The sequence below is a fragment of the Streptomyces sp. SAI-135 genome (assembly GCF_029893805.1).
In the GTDB taxonomy this organism is placed as follows: domain Bacteria; phylum Actinomycetota; class Actinomycetes; order Streptomycetales; family Streptomycetaceae; genus Streptomyces.
The window spans coordinates 6,319,091-6,337,811 of the sequence record NZ_JARXYP010000002.1; the positions used below are offsets into that span (position 1 = coordinate 6,319,091).

General features: G+C 71.0%; 21 protein-coding genes and 1 riboswitch. Of the genes, 9 read left to right on the forward strand and 12 right to left on the reverse strand.

The genetic code is table 11. The features are described 5' to 3' along the window. The first annotated feature begins 18 nt into the window (after positions 1-18). Positions 19-753, forward strand: a complete 735-nt coding sequence (locus M2163_RS33225) for a polysaccharide deacetylase family protein (protein ID WP_280895798.1) — start codon at positions 19-21, stop codon at positions 751-753. Beyond that, positions 753-1,949, forward strand: a complete 1,197-nt coding sequence (locus M2163_RS33230; RefSeq protein ID WP_280895799.1) for a YncE family protein — start codon at positions 753-755, stop codon at positions 1,947-1,949. Before M2163_RS33225 ends, M2163_RS33230 begins: the two co-directional genes overlap by 1 nt. On the opposite strand, the gene M2163_RS33235 is transcribed toward M2163_RS33230, so the two are convergent. Further along, on the reverse strand, positions 1,920-2,600 hold the full coding sequence (locus M2163_RS33235) for a GNAT family N-acetyltransferase (RefSeq protein ID WP_280895800.1): 681 nt from the start codon (positions 2,598-2,600) through the stop codon (positions 1,920-1,922). The genes M2163_RS33230 and M2163_RS33235 overlap by 30 nt on opposite strands. A gap of 173 nt (positions 2,601-2,773) precedes the next feature. On the opposite strand from M2163_RS33235, the gene M2163_RS33240 reads away from it, so the two are divergent. Beyond that, a complete protein-coding gene (locus M2163_RS33240; RefSeq protein WP_053852477.1) occupies positions 2,774-2,992 on the forward strand; it encodes an EF-hand domain-containing protein in 219 nt (72 codons plus the stop codon). A 78-nt stretch (positions 2,993-3,070) separates the two neighbouring features. Here the strand turns inward: M2163_RS33240 and M2163_RS33245 are convergent, their stop codons facing one another. The 7 genes from M2163_RS33245 to paaA all read right to left on the reverse strand — a co-directional run bounded on the left by M2163_RS33245 (position 3,071) and on the right by paaA (position 8,138). Beyond that, positions 3,071-3,613, reverse strand: a complete 543-nt coding sequence (locus tag M2163_RS33245; protein ID WP_280849197.1) for an MOSC domain-containing protein — start codon at positions 3,611-3,613, stop codon at positions 3,071-3,073. Between the two features lie 27 nt (positions 3,614-3,640). Beyond that, positions 3,641-4,198, reverse strand: a complete 558-nt coding sequence (locus M2163_RS33250; RefSeq protein WP_280849196.1) for a glycoside hydrolase family 25 protein — start codon at positions 4,196-4,198, stop codon at positions 3,641-3,643. 153 nt (positions 4,199-4,351) lie between these two features. Further along, positions 4,352-5,470 carry a 1,2-phenylacetyl-CoA epoxidase subunit PaaE gene (paaE, locus tag M2163_RS33255; protein WP_280895801.1) on the reverse strand — a complete coding sequence of 373 codons (1,119 nt, stop codon included), beginning with the start codon at positions 5,468-5,470 and terminating at the stop codon, positions 4,352-4,354. Next, positions 5,470-5,985, reverse strand: coding sequence for a 1,2-phenylacetyl-CoA epoxidase subunit PaaD (gene paaD, locus M2163_RS33260; protein WP_280849194.1), 516 nt, complete (start codon positions 5,983-5,985; stop codon positions 5,470-5,472). Before paaD ends, paaE begins: the two co-directional genes overlap by 1 nt. 11 nt (positions 5,986-5,996) lie before the next feature. Further along, positions 5,997-6,830: a 1,2-phenylacetyl-CoA epoxidase subunit PaaC gene (paaC, locus tag M2163_RS33265; protein ID WP_280895802.1), complete on the reverse strand. Its 834-nt coding sequence runs from the start codon at positions 6,828-6,830 to the stop codon at positions 5,997-5,999. 10 nt (positions 6,831-6,840) lie between these two features. Further along, positions 6,841-7,143 carry a 1,2-phenylacetyl-CoA epoxidase subunit PaaB gene (gene paaB / locus M2163_RS33270; protein ID WP_280849192.1) on the reverse strand — a complete coding sequence of 101 codons (303 nt, stop codon included), beginning with the start codon at positions 7,141-7,143 and terminating at the stop codon, positions 6,841-6,843. Beyond that, a complete protein-coding gene (gene paaA / locus M2163_RS33275; RefSeq protein WP_280849191.1) occupies positions 7,140-8,138 on the reverse strand; it encodes a 1,2-phenylacetyl-CoA epoxidase subunit PaaA in 999 nt (332 codons plus the stop codon). Before paaA ends, paaB begins: the two co-directional genes overlap by 4 nt. A gap of 212 nt (positions 8,139-8,350) precedes the next feature. Between paaA and paaI the strand changes: the two genes are divergently transcribed. Continuing rightward, the gene (gene paaI / locus M2163_RS33280; protein WP_280897356.1) at positions 8,351-8,737 is read left to right on the forward strand and encodes a hydroxyphenylacetyl-CoA thioesterase PaaI; all 387 of its coding nucleotides are present in this window, start codon (positions 8,351-8,353) and stop codon (positions 8,735-8,737) included. Beyond that, a complete protein-coding gene (gene paaK, locus M2163_RS33285) occupies positions 8,737-10,083 on the forward strand; it encodes a phenylacetate--CoA ligase PaaK (RefSeq protein WP_280895803.1) in 1,347 nt (448 codons plus the stop codon). The genes paaI and paaK overlap by 1 nt, the downstream gene beginning before the upstream one ends. A 28-nt stretch (positions 10,084-10,111) precedes the next feature. Here the strand turns inward: paaK and M2163_RS33290 are convergent, their stop codons facing one another. From M2163_RS33290 to gcvT, 4 genes are all read right to left on the reverse strand, one after another. Next, entirely contained in the window at positions 10,112-11,479 is a 1,368-nt protein-coding gene (locus tag M2163_RS33290; protein WP_280849189.1) for an L-serine ammonia-lyase, read from the reverse strand. Between the two features lie 65 nt (positions 11,480-11,544). Then, positions 11,545-12,807, reverse strand: coding sequence for a serine hydroxymethyltransferase (gene glyA / locus M2163_RS33295; protein WP_280849188.1), 1,263 nt, complete (start codon positions 12,805-12,807; stop codon positions 11,545-11,547). Positions 12,808-12,821: 14 nt separating this feature from the next. Continuing rightward, positions 12,822-13,199 (reverse strand): glycine cleavage system protein GcvH, encoded by a 378-nt coding sequence (gene gcvH / locus M2163_RS33300; RefSeq protein ID WP_062026852.1) that lies wholly within the window; start codon positions 13,197-13,199, stop codon positions 12,822-12,824. Between the two features lie 98 nt (positions 13,200-13,297). Beyond that, a complete protein-coding gene (gcvT, locus tag M2163_RS33305) occupies positions 13,298-14,413 on the reverse strand; it encodes a glycine cleavage system aminomethyltransferase GcvT (RefSeq protein ID WP_280849187.1) in 1,116 nt (371 codons plus the stop codon). A 155-nt stretch (positions 14,414-14,568) separates the two neighbouring features. Next, positions 14,569-14,665: riboswitch (glycine riboswitch) on the reverse strand. A 182-nt stretch (positions 14,666-14,847) separates the two neighbouring features. Here gcvT and M2163_RS33310 point away from each other — a divergent pair. The 4 genes from M2163_RS33310 to M2163_RS33325 all read left to right on the forward strand — a co-directional run bounded on the left by M2163_RS33310 (position 14,848) and on the right by M2163_RS33325 (position 18,672). Further along, positions 14,848-15,516, forward strand: a complete 669-nt coding sequence (locus M2163_RS33310) for an AAA family ATPase (RefSeq protein WP_280895804.1) — start codon at positions 14,848-14,850, stop codon at positions 15,514-15,516. A 93-nt stretch (positions 15,517-15,609) separates the two neighbouring features. After that, positions 15,610-16,407, forward strand: coding sequence for an enhanced serine sensitivity protein SseB (locus M2163_RS33315; protein WP_280849185.1), 798 nt, complete (start codon positions 15,610-15,612; stop codon positions 16,405-16,407). A 130-nt stretch (positions 16,408-16,537) separates the two neighbouring features. Next, on the forward strand, positions 16,538-17,338 hold the full coding sequence (locus M2163_RS33320; protein ID WP_280895805.1) for an enhanced serine sensitivity protein SseB C-terminal domain-containing protein: 801 nt from the start codon (positions 16,538-16,540) through the stop codon (positions 17,336-17,338). 335 nt (positions 17,339-17,673) lie between these two features. Continuing rightward, the gene (locus M2163_RS33325; RefSeq protein WP_280849183.1) at positions 17,674-18,672 is read left to right on the forward strand and encodes an ABC transporter permease; all 999 of its coding nucleotides are present in this window, start codon (positions 17,674-17,676) and stop codon (positions 18,670-18,672) included. Positions 18,673-18,721: the final 49 nt, after the last annotated feature.

Here is an 18,721-nt window from a genome sequence, read left to right on the forward strand (position 1 = left end):
GCCGACAAAACCCCTTAAATGGGACGGGTGACCACGACCGATCGTCGGGCCGTGCTGCTCGCCACCGCCGGTCTCGCGCTGACCGCCGGATGCGGCACCACCGGGGCACTCGCCCACCCCGAGCCCGCCACCGCCAGCTCCCGTCCCGATCCCCTCCCCGCCCAGCCGGCCCACGGCCCCCGCGACCGGCCCCGCCTCGCCCTCACCTTCCACGGCTCCGGCGACCCCGCCACCGCACGGGCCCTGCTCACCGAAGCCGAACGGCACGGCGCGCGCGTCACCGTGTTCGCCGTCGGGACCTGGCTCGACGAGCACCCCGGCATGGCCCGCCGCATCCTCGACGGCGGCCACGAACTCGGCAACCACACCCTGCGCCACCTCGACATCAACACGATGTCCGAGGCCGACGCCCGGCAGGAGATCGCCGGCTGCGCCCAGCGGCTGCGGCGGCTCACCGGGTCGATCGGGACCTGGTTCCGGCCCTCCAGGGCACCCCGGGCCTCCCCGCTCGTCGAGCGCCTCGCCCGCGAGAACGGCTACCCGCACGTCCTGTCGTACGACGTCGACTCCCTCGACTTCACCTCGCCCGGCGCCGCCGCCGTCGTCCGCACGGTGCTCGGTGAGGCCCGCGCCGGATCCGTGGTCAGCCTGCACTTCGGCTACGCCGACACGGTCGCGGCCCTGCCCGCCGTACTGGAAGAACTCGACCGCCGCGGCCTGGCCGCCGTGACCACCACGGAGCTGTTCAGCTGATGCACCGCACCCTCGTCCGACACGCCCTGATCGCGGGCGCCGCGCTCGTCGCCCTCGCCGCCTGCGGCACGGAGCACCACGACCCGTCCGCCACCGCGCACCGCGGCACCGAGGCGGCCGTCCCGGCCCCGGTGAAACCGGCGGAACCGGTGAAGCAGCAGGTCCAGGGGCTGCCCGGGATGCCGCCCGTCCTCGACCCCCAGGACGTGTACGCGGCCGACCGCCCCAACGCACTGGCGCCGGCCGTCAAGGACTTCCCGTCGCGCGTCTACGTGCCCAACACCGAGTCCGACACGGTCTCCGTCATCGACCCGAGGACGTACCAGGTCATCGACACGATCCGGGTCGGGCGCCAGCCCCAGCACGTCGTGCCCTCCTGGGACATGAAGACCCTGTGGGTCAACAACAACCGCGGCCACACCCTCACGCCCATCGACCCGAGCACCGGGAAGGCGGGCAAACCCGTCGAGGTGCACGACCCGTACAACCTCTACTTCACTCCGAACGGCAGATACGCCGTCGTGATGGCCTCCCTCGACCGTGAACTCGTCTTCCGCGACCCGCACACCATGGAAGTGCGGAAGACGGTTCCGGTCAGCTGCTACGGCGTCAACCACGCCGACTTCTCCCTGGACGGCCGGTACTTCATCGTGTCCTGCGAGTTCAGCGGGGAGCTGCTGAAGGTCGACACCGAGAAGATGGAGGTGATCGGACAGCAGAAGCTCCCCTTCCGCGGGGCCATGCCCCAGGACGTCAAGGTCTCGCCCGACGGAAAGCGCTTCTACGTCGCGGACATGATGGCCGACGGGATGTGGGTCCTGGACGGCGACACCTTCGGCAGGCCGACCCTGCTGCCCACCGGCAAGGGCACCCACGGCCTCTACGTCAGCCGGGACTCCCGCGAGATGTACGTCTCCAACCGCGGCGAAGGGACCGTGTCCGTCTTCGACTTCGCCCGGAACAGGGTCACCAGGAAGTGGCACCTCCCCCAGGGCGGCAGCCCCGACATGGGCGGCGTCTCGGCCGACGGCAAGGTCCTGTGGCTGTCCGGCCGCTACAACTCCGAGGTCTACGCCATCGACACCCGCACCGGCGCCCAGCTCGCCCGCGTCAAGGTCGGCAGCGGACCGCACGGGCTCGCGGTCTACCCCCAGCCGGGACGCTACTCACTCGGTCACACCGGCATCTTCCGCTGAACCGCCGTCGCCCCGCGGGGTGGTGGCGAGCAGCACCGCCTCCGCCCCCACCGGACGGTAGCCGGCCGCCTGGAACGCCCGCATGCTGCGGGCGTTCCCCGGCGAGACCTGGGCCCACACCGGCTCCCTGACCAGATGCCTGGCCGCGGTCACCAGCGCCCGCCCCAGACCCCGGTGCCGTGCGTCCTCGTCCACCTCGACCGACACCTCCAGGCGGCCGCCGACACCGCGTCCGGTCACCAGCACCCCGCCCTCGGTCGTCCAGGCGCGAATGCCGTCGCGCCGTCTGCGGGCGTACGTGATGCGCGGGTGCCGCGCGTCCTCGATCTCCCGCAGCGCGAGCGGCGGTTCGCCCGGCAGCGGGTCGCCGACCAGCAGGGCGTCGATGGTCTCGGACCTGCGCCCGGTCCGGTCCAGGAAGGCGGTCAGGAACCGCGGGTTCATGGTCGCGGCCAGCGCGTCGCAGTCCAGGCCGCGCAGCGTGGCACGGACCCAGTCGGGGTCCTCGTCGGTGAAGACCACCGAGTGCGCCGTGAAGGACAGCACGCCCGCGTCCCGGTGGCAGGCCTGCGGGACGACCGTCGTGCCGCCGTCCGCGGGCGGGAACACCCCGCGTGCCGCCGCGTCGAGAATGTCCCGCAAGGTCTCCATCACACCGCTCCTCGGATCCGCTCCGGCAAAATGCCCACACTCGCAGAGATGATCGAGGACGGCACCGCGGTTTCCCCGGGTGGCCGCCGCGTCGGAGCTCGGACCGGACCGCTAATCTGACCTGCGGCAGCAAGCCGGCAGGACACGACAGAGGCAAGAAAAGGGGCGGACCGGTGGCGCACATCGACATCGAGGAAGCACGCAAGCAGTTCGAGCGGATCGATGCGGACGGTGACGGCTCCATCACCGCCGCCGAGTTCAAGTCCGCCCTGGCCCAGGGCGGCGACTGGAACGTGACCGAGTCGGTCGCCGAGGCGATCATCAAGAGCCGTGACCTGAACGGCGACAAGCTCCTGTCGTTCGACGAGTTCTGGGCCTTCCTGAACAAGTAGGACCGACGGCAAGGGGGCGCCTCGACAGGCGCCCCCCTTCGTCGTTCCGGGCACCCGGCGGGCAACGGCCCCCGACGGTCACACGATGTCGAGCGGCCGGTGCGGCCCGGGCGGGGCCTCGACGCCGACCGTGTCCCCGGGGCGCACCACGCCTCCCACCACGACGACGGACATGATCCCGGACCTGAACCGGGCGGCCCCGTCCGGGCCCCGCCCGACGACCTCCTTGAGCAGGCCCTTGCGGAAGCGGTCGATCTGCGCACACGGGTTCCGCAGCCCGGTCACCTCGACGACGGCCTCGTCGCCCAGATGCAGCCTGGTGCCCACCGACAGCCCCAGCAGGTCGACCCCGCGCGTGGTCACGTTCTCCCCGAGCTCCCCGGCGCCGACCTCGAACCCGGCCGCACGGAGCTCCTCGAACAGCTCGGCGTGCATCAGGTGCACCTGCCGGAGGTTCGGCTGCGAGGGGTCCTTCCGCATCCGGAAGCGGTGCTTGACCGTCGCCCCGCCGTGCACGTCCCCCGCCACGCCGAACCCGGCGAGCAGCGTGATGGCCTCGCGGTTCGGCTTGGTGAAGGAGTACGTCCCGTTGCTGCTGACCGCAGTGATCTTCCCGCCCATGGGACAAGCCTATGAGCAGGGCGCGGTTCAGGCGTCGGCCGCCCACTCGCGCAGGGCCGCCTTGCTCGCGAAGTCGGCGACGTTCTTGTCCACCGGGTCGTCGGTGTACTGGTGGAAGCGCCACTTCGCCTTGATGCGGGGCTTGCCGGCCGTGACGTAGTCGGCGATCCAGAGCCCGTCGCCGGCGTACGACGTGGTGTCGATGTTCAGCCAGTAGTGCCGGTTCGTGTAGAGGACGACCCGGTTGTTCGGGCGCAGCTGTCTCACCTTGCGGATGAAGGAGTCCTTCTCCGCGTTGCTCGCGTGGGTGCCGTCGCCCGTGGTCTCCCAGTCGACCGCGAGGATGTCGCCGCCCTTCTCGGGGGCGTGCTTGACGAAGTACTCGGCCTGGGCGGTGAGGTTGCCGGGCCACAGGAAGTGGTAGAAGCCGACGACCAGACCTGCGTCACGCGCGTGCTTGGTCTGCGCCGCGAGCTTCGGGTTGGTGTAGGAGCGGCCCTCCGTCGCCTTGATGAAGACGAAGGAGAGACCTTCGGTGCTGAAGGAGGAGGACTGGTAGGCGCTGACGTCGATACCGCGGAGCATGTGGGGGCTCCCCTGAAGTGTGGGTGGGGGGACGGGAGTTGATGATGCCCCAGATGCCCGGCGCGGGAACCTCGGTGGGATGATTGGGAGGGACACGCCGTAGGTGTCCCTCAGGGGAGTGGATGGGGTGGTTTGTCGCTCCGGTGTGTGCGCTCAGCTGTCGTAGTCGACGGTCAGCGTCTCGGAGACCGGGAAGGTCTGGCAGGTCAGCACGTAGCCGGCGTCGACCTCGGCGGGTTCGAGGGCGTAGTTGCGGCGCATGTCGGTCTCGCCGTCGCGGACCAGCGCGCGGCAGGTGCCGCACACACCGCCCTTGCAGGCGAACGGCAGGTCCGGGCGGACACGGGCGGCCGCGTCGAGGAGCGTGGTGTCCCGGGGAAGGGCGGACGTGGTGGAGCGGCCGTCGAGGACGACGGTGACCTGGCTGACCGGGCCCTCGGCCCGGGCCTCGAGGTGACGGACGGGGCGGATCGGCTCGTCGTCGGCGTAGAACAGCTCCTGGTGGACCCGGTCGACGGGCACGCCCAGCCCGGCCAGCACCTTCTGTGCGTCGCGGACCATGCCGTGCGGGCCGCACAGCCACCAGTGGTCCGCGCCGCGCACGTCGACCAGGCCGTCGACGAGCGCGGCGAGCCGTTCGCCGTCCAGCCGGCCGGTGAGCAGCTCGGCCTCGCGCGGCTCGCGGGAGAGGACGTGCGCCAGCTGGAAGCGGCTGGGGAACAGGTCCTTCAGGTCGGCGAGTTCGTCGGCGAACATCACGGATCCGGTGCGCCGGTTGCCGTAGAAGAGGGTGACCCGGGAGCGGTCGTCGGCGGCGAGGACCGACTCGGCGATGGACAGCATCGGTGTGATGCCCGACCCGGCGGCGATCAGGACGTGGTGGCCGGGGGTGGTGACGTCGGGGGTGAAGGAGCCGGTGGGGGCCATCACCTCGATGGTGTCGCCGGGCCGTACGTCGTGGACGAGCCAGGAGGAGAACAGGCCGCCGGGCACCTCGCGCACACCGATGCGCGGGCTCGTGCCGGCGGGGGAGCAGATCGAGTACGAGCGCCGCTCGTCCCGTCCGTCCACCCGGCGGCGCAGGGTCAGCGACTGCCCGGGTGCGAAGGCGAACTCCCCGGCCAGGTCGTCGGGGATCGCGAAACCGACGGCGACCGCGTCCTCGCACAGCCGCTGCACCGAGGCGACGCGCAGAGCGTGGAAGGCGGGGCGCCGACGCGCGCGCGGCGCTCCTGCGGGGGCGCCGCCGGCCGGGGCCATCAGGTCTTCCATCAGATCTCCTTGACGTACTCGAACGGCTCGCGACAGGCCCGGCAGCGCCACAGGGCCTTGCAGGACGTGGCGGCGAAGCGGGAGGTCTCCTCGGTGTCCGCCGAGCCGCAGCGCGGGCAGGCCACCGTGTGCCGGGTGGGCGACAGGACCAGGGGCACGGGGCCGGGCGCGGGCCGGGGCGCCGGGCCGGGCGGTGCGATGCCGTGCTCGGCGAGCTTGCGGCGGCCCGCCGCGGTGATCCAGTCCGTCGTCCACGGCGGATCCAGCACCGTGCGGATCTCCACCCGCTCGAACCCGGCCGCCCGCAGCCGCGCGGCGACGTCGGCGCGCATCTCCGCCATCGCCGGACAGCCCGAGTAGGTCGGGGTGAGGCTCGCGACGACCCGTCCGTCCGCCGTCACCTCGACGCCGCGCAGGACTCCGAGGTCGGCCAGGGTCAGCATGGGCAGTTCGGGGTCCGGCACCTGCTCGGCGACGTGCCGGGCACGGCGGGCGTCCGCCGGGGTGGTCGGCATGGTCGGCACGGTCACCACACAGCCCCCGGGTGTGCGCGGGCCACGCCCTGCAACTCGGCCAGCAGCGGGGCGAGGTGCTCGGTGTGCCCGCCCTCGCGACCCGTCCCCGGGGCCGGCCGCCAGGCCGGCATCGGCAACCCCGCCGCCTTGGTGACCTGCGCCAGGACGGCGACGACCGCGTCGCGTGCGTCGTACGCCGTGAACAGCTCGCCCAGATACGGCGCGACCTGGTGGAGGGCCGCCCGCATGCGCCGGTGCGACTCCGGCGTGCCGTCCCCGAGCCGGACGGCCCAGTCGGCGGCGTACTGCCGGTGGTAGGTCAGTTCCTTGACGCCCTTGGCGGCCACGGCGGACAGCACCGGGTCCGGGGACGCCGCGAGCTGCTCGAAGTGGGCGAGCCGCCAGCTGGACAGCACCAGCAGCCGCACGACGGAGAACGCGAAGTCGCCGTTGGGGAGTTCGGCCAGGCGGACGTTGCGGAAGTCGTCCGCGTCGCGGAAGTAGGCGTAGGCGTCCTCACCGCGGCCGGTGCCGTCGACCTGGCCGCAGCGCGCGTACAGCAGACGGGCCTGGCCGAGCAGGTCGAGCCCGATGTTGGCGAGCGCCACCTCCTCCTCCAGCTCCGGGGCGCGGGTGGTCCACTCGGCCAGACGCTGGGCCGAGACCAGGGCGTCGTCGCCGAGCGCCAGGCAGGTCGCGGCGAGTTCGCCGGCGTCGACGTCCACGGGCACGGCGGTGTCGACACCGTGCAGCGGGTCCTCGAACCCGGTGCCGAACGCCCAGCGGGCATCGCCGCCCTCGTCGTGTCCCTCGGCCAGGGACAGGTAGACGTGATCGTCACTCATGTCCTGCTCCTCAGATGTGGGGGACGTCGCCGGGGATGTCGTAGAACGTCGGGTGACGGTAGACCTTGTCGGCGCTGGGGGCGAAGAACGGGTCCTTCTCGTCGCGCGTGGAGGCGGCGATGTGCTCCGACCGCACCACCCAGATGCTCACGCCCTCGTTGCGCCGCGTGTACAGGTCGCGGGCGTGGGTGAGCGCCATCCGGTCGTCGGCGGCGTGCAGCGAGCCCACGTGCACGTGGTTCAGCCCGCGCTTGCCGCGCACGAACACCTCGTACAGCGGCCAGTTCCCCTTGGTGTTCCCGGTGTCGCTCATGCCGCCGGACCTTCCTCGCGCCGCTTGTCCTGTCTGGCCGCGTGCGCGGCCGCCGCCTCCCGTACCCAGGCGCCCTCCTCGTGGGCGGTCCTGCGCCGCTCCATGCGCTGTGCGTTGCAGGGGCCGTCGCCGGAGATCACCCGCTTGAGCTCGGACCAGTCGGGGGTGCCGAAGTCGTGGTGCCCGCGCTCCTCGTTCCAGCGCAGCTCGGGGTCCGGCAGGGTCACACCGAGCTTCTCGGCCTGCGGCACGGTCATGTCGACGAAGCGCTGGCGCAGTTCGTCGTTGGTGTGCCGCTTGATCTTCCAGGCCATCGACCGAGCGGAGTTGGGGGAGTCGTCGTCGGGCGGGCCGAACATCATCAGGGACGGCCACCACCAGCGGTCCACCGCGTCCTGGACCATGGCCCGCTGCTCGGCGGTGCCGCGCATCATCGTCAGCAGCAGTTCGTAGCCCTGCCGCTGGTGGAACGACTCCTCCTTGCAGACCCGCACCATGGCGCGGGCGTACGGTCCGTACGAACTGCGGCACAGCGGCACCTGGTTGCAGATCGCCGCGCCGTCCACGAACCAGCCGATCACGCCGACGTCCGCGAAGGTCGGCGTCGGGTAGTTGAAGATCGACGAGTACTTCTGGCGCCCCTCGATGAGCCGCTCGGTCAGGTCGGCGCGGTCGGCGCCCAGGGTCTCGGCCGCCGAGTACAGGTACAGTCCGTGCCCCGCCTCGTCCTGGACCTTCGCGAACAGGATGGCCTTGCGGCGCAGCGAGGGTGCGCGGGTGATCCACTCGCCCTCGGGCTGCATGCCGATGATCTCCGAGTGCGCGTGCTGCGCGATCTGCCGGATCAGCGTCCTGCGGTATCCCTCGGGCATCCAGTCGCGCGGCTCGATCCGCTGGTCGCGCGCGATCGTGTCGTCGAAGTGCCGCTGGAGCTCCGGCTCGTCGCGGCCCGCGGGCGGCGCCGAGGATGACGTACTGGACTGGGGTGAGGTCATCGAATCCAACTTCCCAACCGACCGTTCGTTCGGCCAATGATAAGACGAACCCCGCCGTTCCGGAAGTGCCGCCCCTGCCTTGACAGGTCATGGCGATGCTGGATTACTAGGCCTGCCGCGCGCTAACCGAATGTTCGGTCGGGTTCCGAGGTGGTGGAAGTGTGGAAGCAGTGACACAGGCCATAGGCGCGACGAAGGGCCCCGCGGAGGCGATGTTCGCCGCGGACCAGGCGTCCAAGGGCCTCGGGATCGAGTTGCTGGAGCACGGCGAGGGGACCGCCGAGCTCCGGATGACCGTGACGCCGGCGATGGTCAACGGACACGGCATCGCGCACGGCGGGTACCTCTTCCTCCTCGCCGACACCGCCTTCGCCTGTGCCTGCAACAGCCACGGCCCCGTGACCGTGGCCGCCGGAGCCGACATCGACTTCGTCGCACCCGCCCACGAGGGCGACGTCCTGGTGGCCACCGCGCGGGAGCGCACCCGGTTCGGCCGCAGCGGCATCTACGACGTGAGCGTCCGGCGCGGCGGGGAGGTGATCGCGGAGTTCCGCGGTCGCAGCCGCAGTGTCCGCAGTACGACGACGGAGGAGCCGTGATGAGCAGCGAACCGATGCCCCCGGCGGTAGCGGGAGCCCGGCGGGGTGCGCCACTTCCCCAGGAGCTGCTGGACGACGGCGAACGGCTGACCCGCGAGCAGCTCCGCGAGCTCCAGCTCGACCGGCTGCGGGCGACGCTGCGGCACGCGTACGAGCACGTGGAGACGTACCGCAGGAAGTTCGACGAGGCCGGCGTCAAGCCCGACGACTGCCGTTCGCCGCAGGACCTGTCCCGGTTCCCCTTCACCACCAAGGCCGATCTGCGCGACACCTATCCCTTCGGCATGTTCGCCGTGCCCATGGACCAGGTCCGCCGCGTCCATGCCTCCAGCGGCACCACCGGCCGCCCCACCGTGGTCGGCTACACCGAGAACGACCTGTCGATGTGGTCCGACGTGGTCGCCCGCTCGATCCGGGCGGCGGGCGGCCGCCCCGGCCACAAGGTGCACATCTCCTACGGCTACGGCCTCTTCACCGGCGGCCTGGGCGCCCACTACGGCGCCGAGCGGGCCGGCTGCACCGTGATCCCCGCCTCGGGCGGCATGACCGCACGCCAGGTGCAGATCATCCAGGACTTCCGGCCCGAGATCATCATGGTCACCCCCTCGTACATGCTCACCCTCCTCGACGAGTTCGAGCGCCAGGGCGTCGACCCGCGCTCCACCTCCCTCGAGGTCGGCATCTTCGGCGCCGAACCGTGGACCGAGGAGATGCGCCGCGAGATCGAGGAACGCCTGGACATCCACGCCGTCGACATATACGGCCTGTCGGAGGTGATCGGTCCCGGCGTGGCCCAGGAGTGCGTGGAGACCAAGGACGGGCTGCACGTGTGGGAGGACCACTTCTATCCCGAGGTCGTCGACCCGATCACGGGCGAGGCGCTGCCGGACGGCGAGGAGGGCGAGCTGGTGTTCACCTCCCTCACCAAGGAGGCGCTGCCGGTCATCCGCTACCGCACCCGCGACCTGACCCGGCTGCTGCCCGGCACCGCCCGGCCCGCCTTCCGGCGCATCGAGAAGATCACCGGCCGCTGCGACGACATGATCATCCTGAGGGGGGTGAACGTCTTCCCCAGCCAGATCGAGGAGATCGTGCTGCGGGTCCCCGGCGTGGCCCCGCACTTCCAGGTCCAGCTGACCCGGCGCGGGCGGATGGACCACATGACCGTCCGCGTCGAGGCCCGCCCCGGCACCGGACCCGATCAGCGTGAGGCGGCCGCCCGGGCCATCGCGAAGGGCGTCAAGGACGGCGTAGGTGTCAGCGTCGAGGTCGCCGTCGTCGACCCGGAGACCCTGGAGCGGTCCCTCGGCAAGCTCCGCCGGGTCAAGGACCTGCGGCAGGAGTGATCCCCGAAGACCGGAACACCGCCGGTGCCTAGCACTCGATGATGTTCACCGCCAGCCCGCCCCGGGCCGTCTCCTTGTACTTCACGCTCATGTCCGCCCCGGTGTCCTTCATCGTCTTGATGACCTTGTCGAGGGACACCTTGTGCGAACCGTCCCCCCGCAGCGCCATCTTCGCCGCCGTGACCGCCTTCACCGCGGCCATGCCGTTGCGCTCGATGCAGGGGATCTGGACCAGGCCGCCGACCGGGTCGCAGGTCAGGCCCAGGTTGTGCTCCATGCCGATCTCGGCGGCGTTCTCGACCTGTTCGGGAGAGCCGCCGAGGACCTCGGCGAGGGCGCCCGCGGCCATCGAGCAGGCCGAGCCGACCTCGCCCTGGCAGCCGACCTCGGCGCCGGAGATGGAGGCGTTCTCCTTGAAGAGCATGCCGATGGCACCGGCCGCGAGGAGGAAGCGGACCACGCCGTCCTCGTCCGCGCCGGGCACGAAGTTCATGTAGTAGTGCAGGACCGCGGGGATGATGCCGGCCGCGCCGTTCGTCGGGGCCGTCACCACCCGGCCGCCGGCCGCGTTCTCCTCGTTGACCGCCATCGCGTACAGCGTGATCCACTCCATGGAGTGGGCCAACGCGTCGCCCTCCGCCCGCAGTTGACGGGCCGTCATGGCGGCGCGACGGCGCACCCGAAGGCCGCCCGGCAGGATGCCCTCCTGGGACATGCCCCGGGACACACAGGCGCGCATCACGCGCCAGATCTCCAGCAGCCCGGCCCGGATCTCGTCCTCCGTGCGCCAGGCGCGCTCGTTCTCCAGCATCAGGGAGGAGATCGACAGTCCGGTGTCCTTGGTCAGGCGCAGCAGCTCGTCACCCGTGCGGAAGGGGTACTTCAGCACCGTGTCGTCGAGCTTGATGCGGTCCTCGCCGACCGCGTCCTCGTCCACGACGAAGCCGCCGCCGACCGAGTAGTACGTCTTGGACAGCAGCTCCGCGCCCGAGGCGTCGTACGCCCACACCGTCATGCCGTTCGCGTGGTACGGCAGGGCCTTGCGGCGGTGCAGGACGAGGTCGTCGTCGAAGGAGAAGGAGATCTCGTGCTCGCCGAGCAGCTTCAGGGCCCCCGCGGCCTTGATCTCCGCCACCCGGTCGTCCGCGCCCTCCACGTCCACCGTCCGGGGGGACGCCCCCTCCAGGCCGAGCAGCACCGCCTTCGGGGTGCCGTGGCCGTGGCCGGTCGCGCCCAGCGAGCCGTACAGCTCGCAGCGCACGGAGGCGACCGACGGCAGCAGGTCCTCGTTGCGCAGACGGCGGGCGAACATGCGGGCCGCGCGCATCGGGCCGACCGTGTGGGAGCTCGACGGGCCTATGCCGATCGAGAACAGGTCGAAGACCGAGATGGCCACGGGAACTCCTTCACGAAGGGTGGGGGCACACGTCGTCGGGTGCCCCCACCGTGGAACTGCTGGAACTACTTGTTGAGGCCGGGGTACAGCGGGTGCTTGTCGGCGAGGGCCTTGACCCGGGCCTTCAGGCCTTCCGCGTCGTACGACGGCTTCAGGGTCTCGGCGATCACGTCCGCGACCTCGGCGAAGTCCTCGGCCGTGAAGCCGCGGGTGGCCAGGGCCGGCGTACCGATCCGGAGGCCCGACGTGACCATCGGCGGGCGCGGGTCGTTCGGGACGGCGTTGCGGTTGACCGTGATGCCGACTTCGTGGAGACGGTCCTCGGCCTGCTTGCCGTCCAGCTCGGACTCGCGCAGGTCGACGAGGATGAGGTGCACGTCGGTGCCGCCGGAGAGCACGTTGACCCCGGCCTCCCGGGCGTCGTCGGCCGTCAGACGCTCGGCGAGGATGCGCGCACCGTCCACCGTACGCCGCTGGCGCTCCTTGAACTCCTCCGAGGCCGCGACCTTGAAGGAGACCGCCTTCGCCGCGATCACGTGCTCCAGGGGGCCGCCCTGGAAGCCCGGGAAGACGGAGGAGTTCAGCTTCTTCGCGAACTCCTGCCTGGCGAGGATGATCCCGCCGCGCGGTCCGCCCAGCGTCTTGTGGGTGGTGGAGGTGACCACGTCCGCGTGCTCGACGGGGTTCGGGTGCAGCCCGGCCGCGACCAGGCCGGCGAAGTGGGCCATGTCGACCCACAGGTACGCCCCGACCTCGTCGGCGATCCGGCGGAACTCCGCGAAGTCCAGCTGCCGCGGGTAGGCGGACCAGCCCGCGATGATCACCTTGGGGCGGTGCTCCTTGGCGAGCTTCTCCAGCTCGGCCATGTCGACGAGGCCCGACTCGTCCACGTGGTAGGCGACCACGTTGAACTGCTTGCCGGAGAAGTTCAGCCGCATCCCGTGGGTCAGGTGACCGCCGTGCGCCAGGTCCAGGCCCAGGATGGTGTCGCCGGGCTGGGCCAGCGCGAACAGCGCGGCCTGGTTCGCGGAGGCGCCGGAGTGGGGCTGCACGTTGGCGTACTCGGCGCCGAACAGCTCCTTGAGCCGGTCGATCGCGATCTGCTCGGCCACGTCGACGTGCTCGCAGCCGCCGTAGTAGCGGCGTCCCGGGTAGCCCTCGGCGTACTTGTTGGTCAGGACCGAGCCCTGTGCCTCCATGACCGCGAGCGGAGCGAAGTTCTCCGAGGCGATCATCTCGAGGGTGGACTGCTGCCTGACCAGCTCGGCGTCGACCGCGGCGGCGATCTCCGGGTCGAGCTCGTGCAGGGGCGTGTTCAGTGCGGACATCAGGTGCGGACTCCTCAGCCGGCGGAAAAGGCGGTGTACTCGTCGGCGGAGAGCAGGTCGGCCGGCTCCTCCGCGACGCGTACCTTGAACAGCCAGCCGCCCTCGAAGGGGGCGGAGTTCACCAGCGACGGGTCGTTGACGACGTCCTCGTTGACCTCGGTGACCTCACCGGAGACGGGGGAGTACAGGTCGGAGACCGACTTGGTCGACTCCAGCTCGCCGCAGGTCTCGCCCGCGGTCACGGTGTCACCGACCTCGGGGAGCTGGACGAAGACGACATCGCCGAGCGCGTTGGCCGCGTGCTCCGTGATGCCGACCGTCGAGACGCCGTCCTCGGCGCCCGACAGCCACTCGTGCTCCTTGCTGTAACGCAGCTGCTGGGGGTTGCTCATGGCCTGAATTCTCCTGTACGCGGGGGAGTGCTGGTGAAGGGGGGACTGCTGAAGGCGTGCGTGAGCAGCGACATCGTGCTCAGCATCACCTGTGGCGGCTACTTCTGGCGCTTGTAGAACGGCAGTGCCACGACCTCGTACGGCTCGTGGCTGCCCCGGATGTCCACACCGACACCCGTCGTGCCCGGCGCGGCGTACATGGGCTCGATGTAGGCCATCGCGATCGGCTTGCCCAGCGTGGGCGAGGGCGCCCCGGAGGTGACCTCGCCGATCACCTTGCCCTCGGCGACGACCGCGTACCCGGCGCGGGGGACCCGGCGGCCCTCGGCGATCAGGCCGACCAGGACGCGCGGCCCCTCGTGGTTGCTGTGCTCGGCGGCCTCGCGCAGGGCCGCGCGGCCCACGAAGTCGCCCTTGTCGAACTTCACGACCCGGCCGAGGCCCGCGTCGTAGGGGGTCAGCTCCGTGGTGAGCTCGTGCCCGTACAGCGGCATGCCCGCCTCCAGGCGCAGCGTGTCCCGGCAGGACAGCCCGCAGGGGACCAGGCCGACGCCCTCGCCCGCCTTGGTCAGCGCCTGCCACAGCTCGACGGCGTGCTCCGGCTTCACGAACAGCTCGAAGCCGTCCTCGCCGGTGTAGCCGGTGCGCGCGATGAGGGCGGGGACGCCCGCGACCGTGCCGGGGAGACCGGCGTAGTACTTGAGGCCGTCGAGGTCGGCGTCGGTCAGCGACTTCAGGATGCCCGAGGACTCGGGCCCCTGGACGGCGAGCAGGGCGTACGCGTCCCGGTCGTCGCGCACCTCGGCGTCGAAACCGGCGGAACGCTCCACGAGGGCGTCGAGCACGACCTGGGCGTTGCTCGCGTTCGCCACGACCAGGTACTCGGTCTCGGCGAGCCGGTAGACGATCAGGTCGTCCAGGATGCCGCCGTCCTCGCGGCAGATCATGGTGTAGCGGGCCCGGCCGACGGCGACCGAGGCGATGTTGCCGACCAGGGCGTAGTCCAGGAGCTGGGCCGCCTGCGGTCCGGTCACGGCGATCTCGCCCATGTGGGAGAGGTCGAAGAGCCCGGCCTTCGTGCGCACCGCGTTGTGCTCGTCGCGCTCGGAGCCGTAGCGCAGGGGCATGTCCCAGCCGGCGAAGTCGGTCATCGTGGCACCGAGGGCGCGATGCAGGGCATCGAGCGCGGTGAGACGGAGTTCAGAACTGCTCATCGGGCGGTCGTCTCCAAGGATCCCAGGACATGGGTGTGACGGGCGAGGTATTCCTCCCCATCTGTCATCGGAACCTGAGAGGTTCGCCATGAAGGACATGGCTTGCACCTTGGGTGGGGCCGCCGTCGAGTCGGCGGCCCGCTTTTCAGATGTGCCTCGCCCGCGCGGTAACGGGGCCTGAGAGATTCAAGGGAGGGACTTGCTCCTTCGGCGCCCGGGTACACGTACCCGGGACTCTCCCGCGCGGATTCAAGCGGCCGGTATGCAGTTGGCGCGGACATCATTGCACGCCGCGGATGCCGACGGCAGGGCCGCATCGGACCCCTCTCTCTGTAACCGGCTTGTGGCGGTACGAGTACAGAAACGCGAGAGATCATCCATTACCTTCTCTTTACGCTCGGTGGGGAGGGGAACCCCGACCCCGGAGGAGGACGATGACGGTGGACAGGACCACGGCGTACGCGACGACCTCGGGGCTCGCCCTGCCCGAGCAGCCCGCGGCCCCGGCCGTCGAGGCGCTGGGCGCCCGCCCGGTCGTCCGTGACCTGCGCGAGCGCGCGGGCCACAGCCCGCACGCCCTGCTGTTCGGCCCGGCGGACCTCGTCGTGATCACCGGCCTGCCCGGCAGCGGCAAGTCCACGCTGATGAAGCGCGCCGTCAACGGCATCCGGGTCGACTCCCAGGACACCCGCGACCGCTTCGACGGCCGGCTGTCCCGCTTACTGCCGTACGCCCTCTACCGCCCCCTGGTCCGGCTCGCGCACTACGCGGCTCTGCGCCGCGCCCTGCGCTCCGGCGAAGGAGTCGTGGTGCACGACTGCGGGACGCAGGCCTGGGTGCGGGGCTGGCTGGCCCGCGAGGCCCGGCGCCGGGGCGGCACCCTGCACCTGCTGCTGCTCGACGTCCCGGCGGACACCGCGCTGCGGGGCCAGCGCGAGCGGGGCCGGGGGGTCTCGCGGTACGCCTTCCTGCGGCACCGGGGAGCGGCCTCCCGGCTGATCCGCTCCGTGGAGCGCGGCGACCTGCCCCCGGGCTGCGGTTCGGCGGTGCTGATCGACCGGCAGGCGGCGGACGTGCTGCGGCGGATCGGCTTCACGGCCTGAGACGGGCGGGTTCGCCGGGCCGGGTCACCGCCGCGCGGCACCCGCTAGCCTTTCAGCCACATCAACAGTGGTTCACAGCAGGCGGTCAGACAGATGGACTTCCCGGCGGATCTTCCCGCGGACTTTCCAGGGCAGGCGCACCCGCACCCCCACCCGCACGGCGGATGGCCCGGCAACGAGCTGGAGGAGGTGCTCTCGGCCTCCCTCGGCATGCCCTCGGCGGGCGGCCGGATCATCGAGGTGCTCGGCCGCAGCTTCGTCTGGATCCCCCTGCCGAACGGCGGCGGCCCGCACAGCGGCCCCCTCGACCTGCCCACCCTGGAGATCGAGGGCCAGGCCTTCGTCCCGGTCTTCAGCTCCGAGGAGCAGTTCCGCCAGGTCGTCGGCAGCCATCTGTCGTACACCATCGCCCCGGCGGTCGAGTTCGCGCGCGGGCTGCCCCCGCACGTGGGCATCGCGGTGAACCCCGACGGCGTGGTCGGCGTCCCCCTCCCGCCCGCCGCCGTCGCCGACCTGTGCCGGGTGGGCCGCACCCCGCTGGACGGGCCCAACACCGGTGGCCGGGTCAAGCTCTACGAGCCGGACTGGCAGGACGACCCGGTCGACTTCCTGGCAGCCGCGTCCGCCGAGTTCGCGGCCACCGGAGTGGTCCTCACGGCCCGCCGGTGCCTCGCCGCCATCGAGACCGCCGACCCGGTCATGTTCGTGGGTGTCGAACTCTCCCAGTGGGAGGGCGACCTGCGCACCCTGCCCATGGACGCCCTCGGCCGGGCCCTGGGCCGCACCCCGGTGGCGTGGCCGGTCAACCTCGTCCTGCTGGACGTGGCGGACGACCCGGTGGGCCACTGGATGCGGGGCCAGGTACGCCCCTTCTACACCCAGGGGACGTAATGCAGGGGCGCGGGGAACTGCGCGAGCAACCCCCACGACCCGCAGCCGCGATCCGACACCAGGACCCGAGCTCCTGGGCGCTTAAGCTGTGTCCATATCCGGGGCAACAAACAGGGAAGGGGCGGTCCAGGTGAGCGCCAGCGGCACGGGCACCGCGACCGGCACGGTCGAGCACATGCTGCGCCAGGTGACCCCCGGGCGCTACGACGCGTACGAGGCACTGCTGCGCGCCCTCGCGACCCCGAACAACGGTCAGATCTGGATGCTCCTGTGGCACGGCCAGGCGGGCTCCCCGGACGCCCAGTACGGGAACATGGAGGTCGACGGCTACGGCTACGCCCCCTGCGTCACCTCGGCCCAGGAACTGAGCGCCAGCGGCTGGAACCGTTCGTACGAGGTGGTCGACGGCATCGACGTGGCCCGCACCCTGTACCCCGACCACTACGGCCTCTGGCTCAACCCGCACGCCCCCGGCGGCGGCGTGGGCATCCCCTGGCTCGACCTGCGCCGCATCGCGACCGGCCTGGAGCGCCAGCCCGCGGGCCCGCTGCGGCTGTCCGAACCCGGCATCGAGGTGCCCCAGTTCTACGCCCTGCTCGTGCAGAACGCCCACCGCACCCCGGCGGTCCGCTCGCTGCGCCGCGCCTGGGTGCAGCCGGCCCTCGGGGCGCCGTATCTCGCCATCGGCCTGGACGTGTACGACACCAGTCCCTCGGCCGTGGACTCGGTGCGCGCGATGATGCAGCAGTCCATCGGCGCCGTCCCGGAGGGACTGCCGGTGTCCACCGTGGCGATGTCCGACGAGTACGACCCGGTGGCCCTGTGGATGCGCGCCGGCGCGCGGCCTTTCTACGACCGTGAGGCCCACGGTTCGCCCGCCCAGGCCCCGGCGGCCGGGTACGGCTACCCGCCGGCCCGTGGCGGTTACTGAGAGTGGCGGCAACCCGTTCGGCTCGTTTACGTAACAGCCACATTTCTTCGCGCGTAGATGGCGGCGAATCATCACGTGCATCACTTATTGTGCCGTTTTGTCCCAACTGGCATGCGTCCGAGGGGCGTTACCCGCTGTTCGGATAACGGAATCCCTCGTACTGCATCACGGTTACGCATACTTTCTTCGCCAGACCTGGCGGGTGATCGCAGCGAAGCTGAAGACTCCCCAGGCAGACGCAGGATCAGACGTTCCTGCGAGCTGAGCAAGTCGACAAAGCCGTAATCCACGGCAGGTGTAGGCCGGTCACCACCGGCGAGAGGGGTCGGGTCACTGTGACCGCACCGATCGAGACCACCGGGGCGCAGGCCGAGGCGCAGCCGGAGGCTGTCCTGGCCGGCGCCGGCAAGGGGCAGATCGAGGGCCGTTCCCTGGGGCAGATCGCCTGGTCCCGTTTCAAGAGGGACAAGGTGGCGGTCGCCGGTGGTGTGATCGTCATCCTGCTGATCCTGGTCGCGGTGCTGTCCCGTCCCATCCAGGCCCTCTTCGGTCTGGACCCGAACGCCCTGCACCAGGACCTGATCGACCCCAACACCTCGCTGCCCAAGGGCGGCTGGGGCGGCATGAGCTGGGACCACCCGCTCGGCGTGGAGCCGAAGTTCGGCCGCGACATCGCCACCCGCATCCTCGAGGGCTCCTGGGTCTCCCTGGTCGTGGCCTTCGGTGCCACGATCCTGTCCAACACGATCGGCGCGGTCCTCGGCGTGGTCGCCGGCTACTACGGCGGCCGGGTCGACACGATCATCAGCCGGCTGATGGACACCTTCCTGGCGTTCCCGCTGCTGCTGTTCGCCATCGCCATCTCGGCGACCCTGCAGGGCGGTGCCTTCGGGCTGGAGGGCCTGCCGCTGCACATCAGCGTGCTGATCTTCATCATCGGCTTCTTCAACTGGCCCTACCTGGGCCGTATCGTGCGCGGTCAGACCCTGGCCCTGCGCGAGCGGGAGTTCGTCGACGCATCCCGGGGGATGGGGGCCAAGGGGCCGTACATCCTCTTCAAGGAGCTGCTGCCGAACCTCGTCGGCCCGATCATCGTCTACTCGACGCTGCTCATCCCGACCAACATCCTCTTCGAGGCGTCCCTCAGTTTCCTCGGCGTCGGCATCCAGCCCCCGCAGGCGTCCTGGGGCGGCATGATCAACCAGGCGGTCGACTACTACCAGGTCGACCCCCAGTTCATGATCGTGCCTGGTCTGGCCATCTTCGTGACCGTCCTTGCGTTCAACCTGCTCGGTGACGGTCTCCGCGACGCTCTCGACCCGCGCAGCCGCTGACCCGCGGCGGCGGTGAGAGTCCACAAGATTTCCGACAATTGAAGGGGAA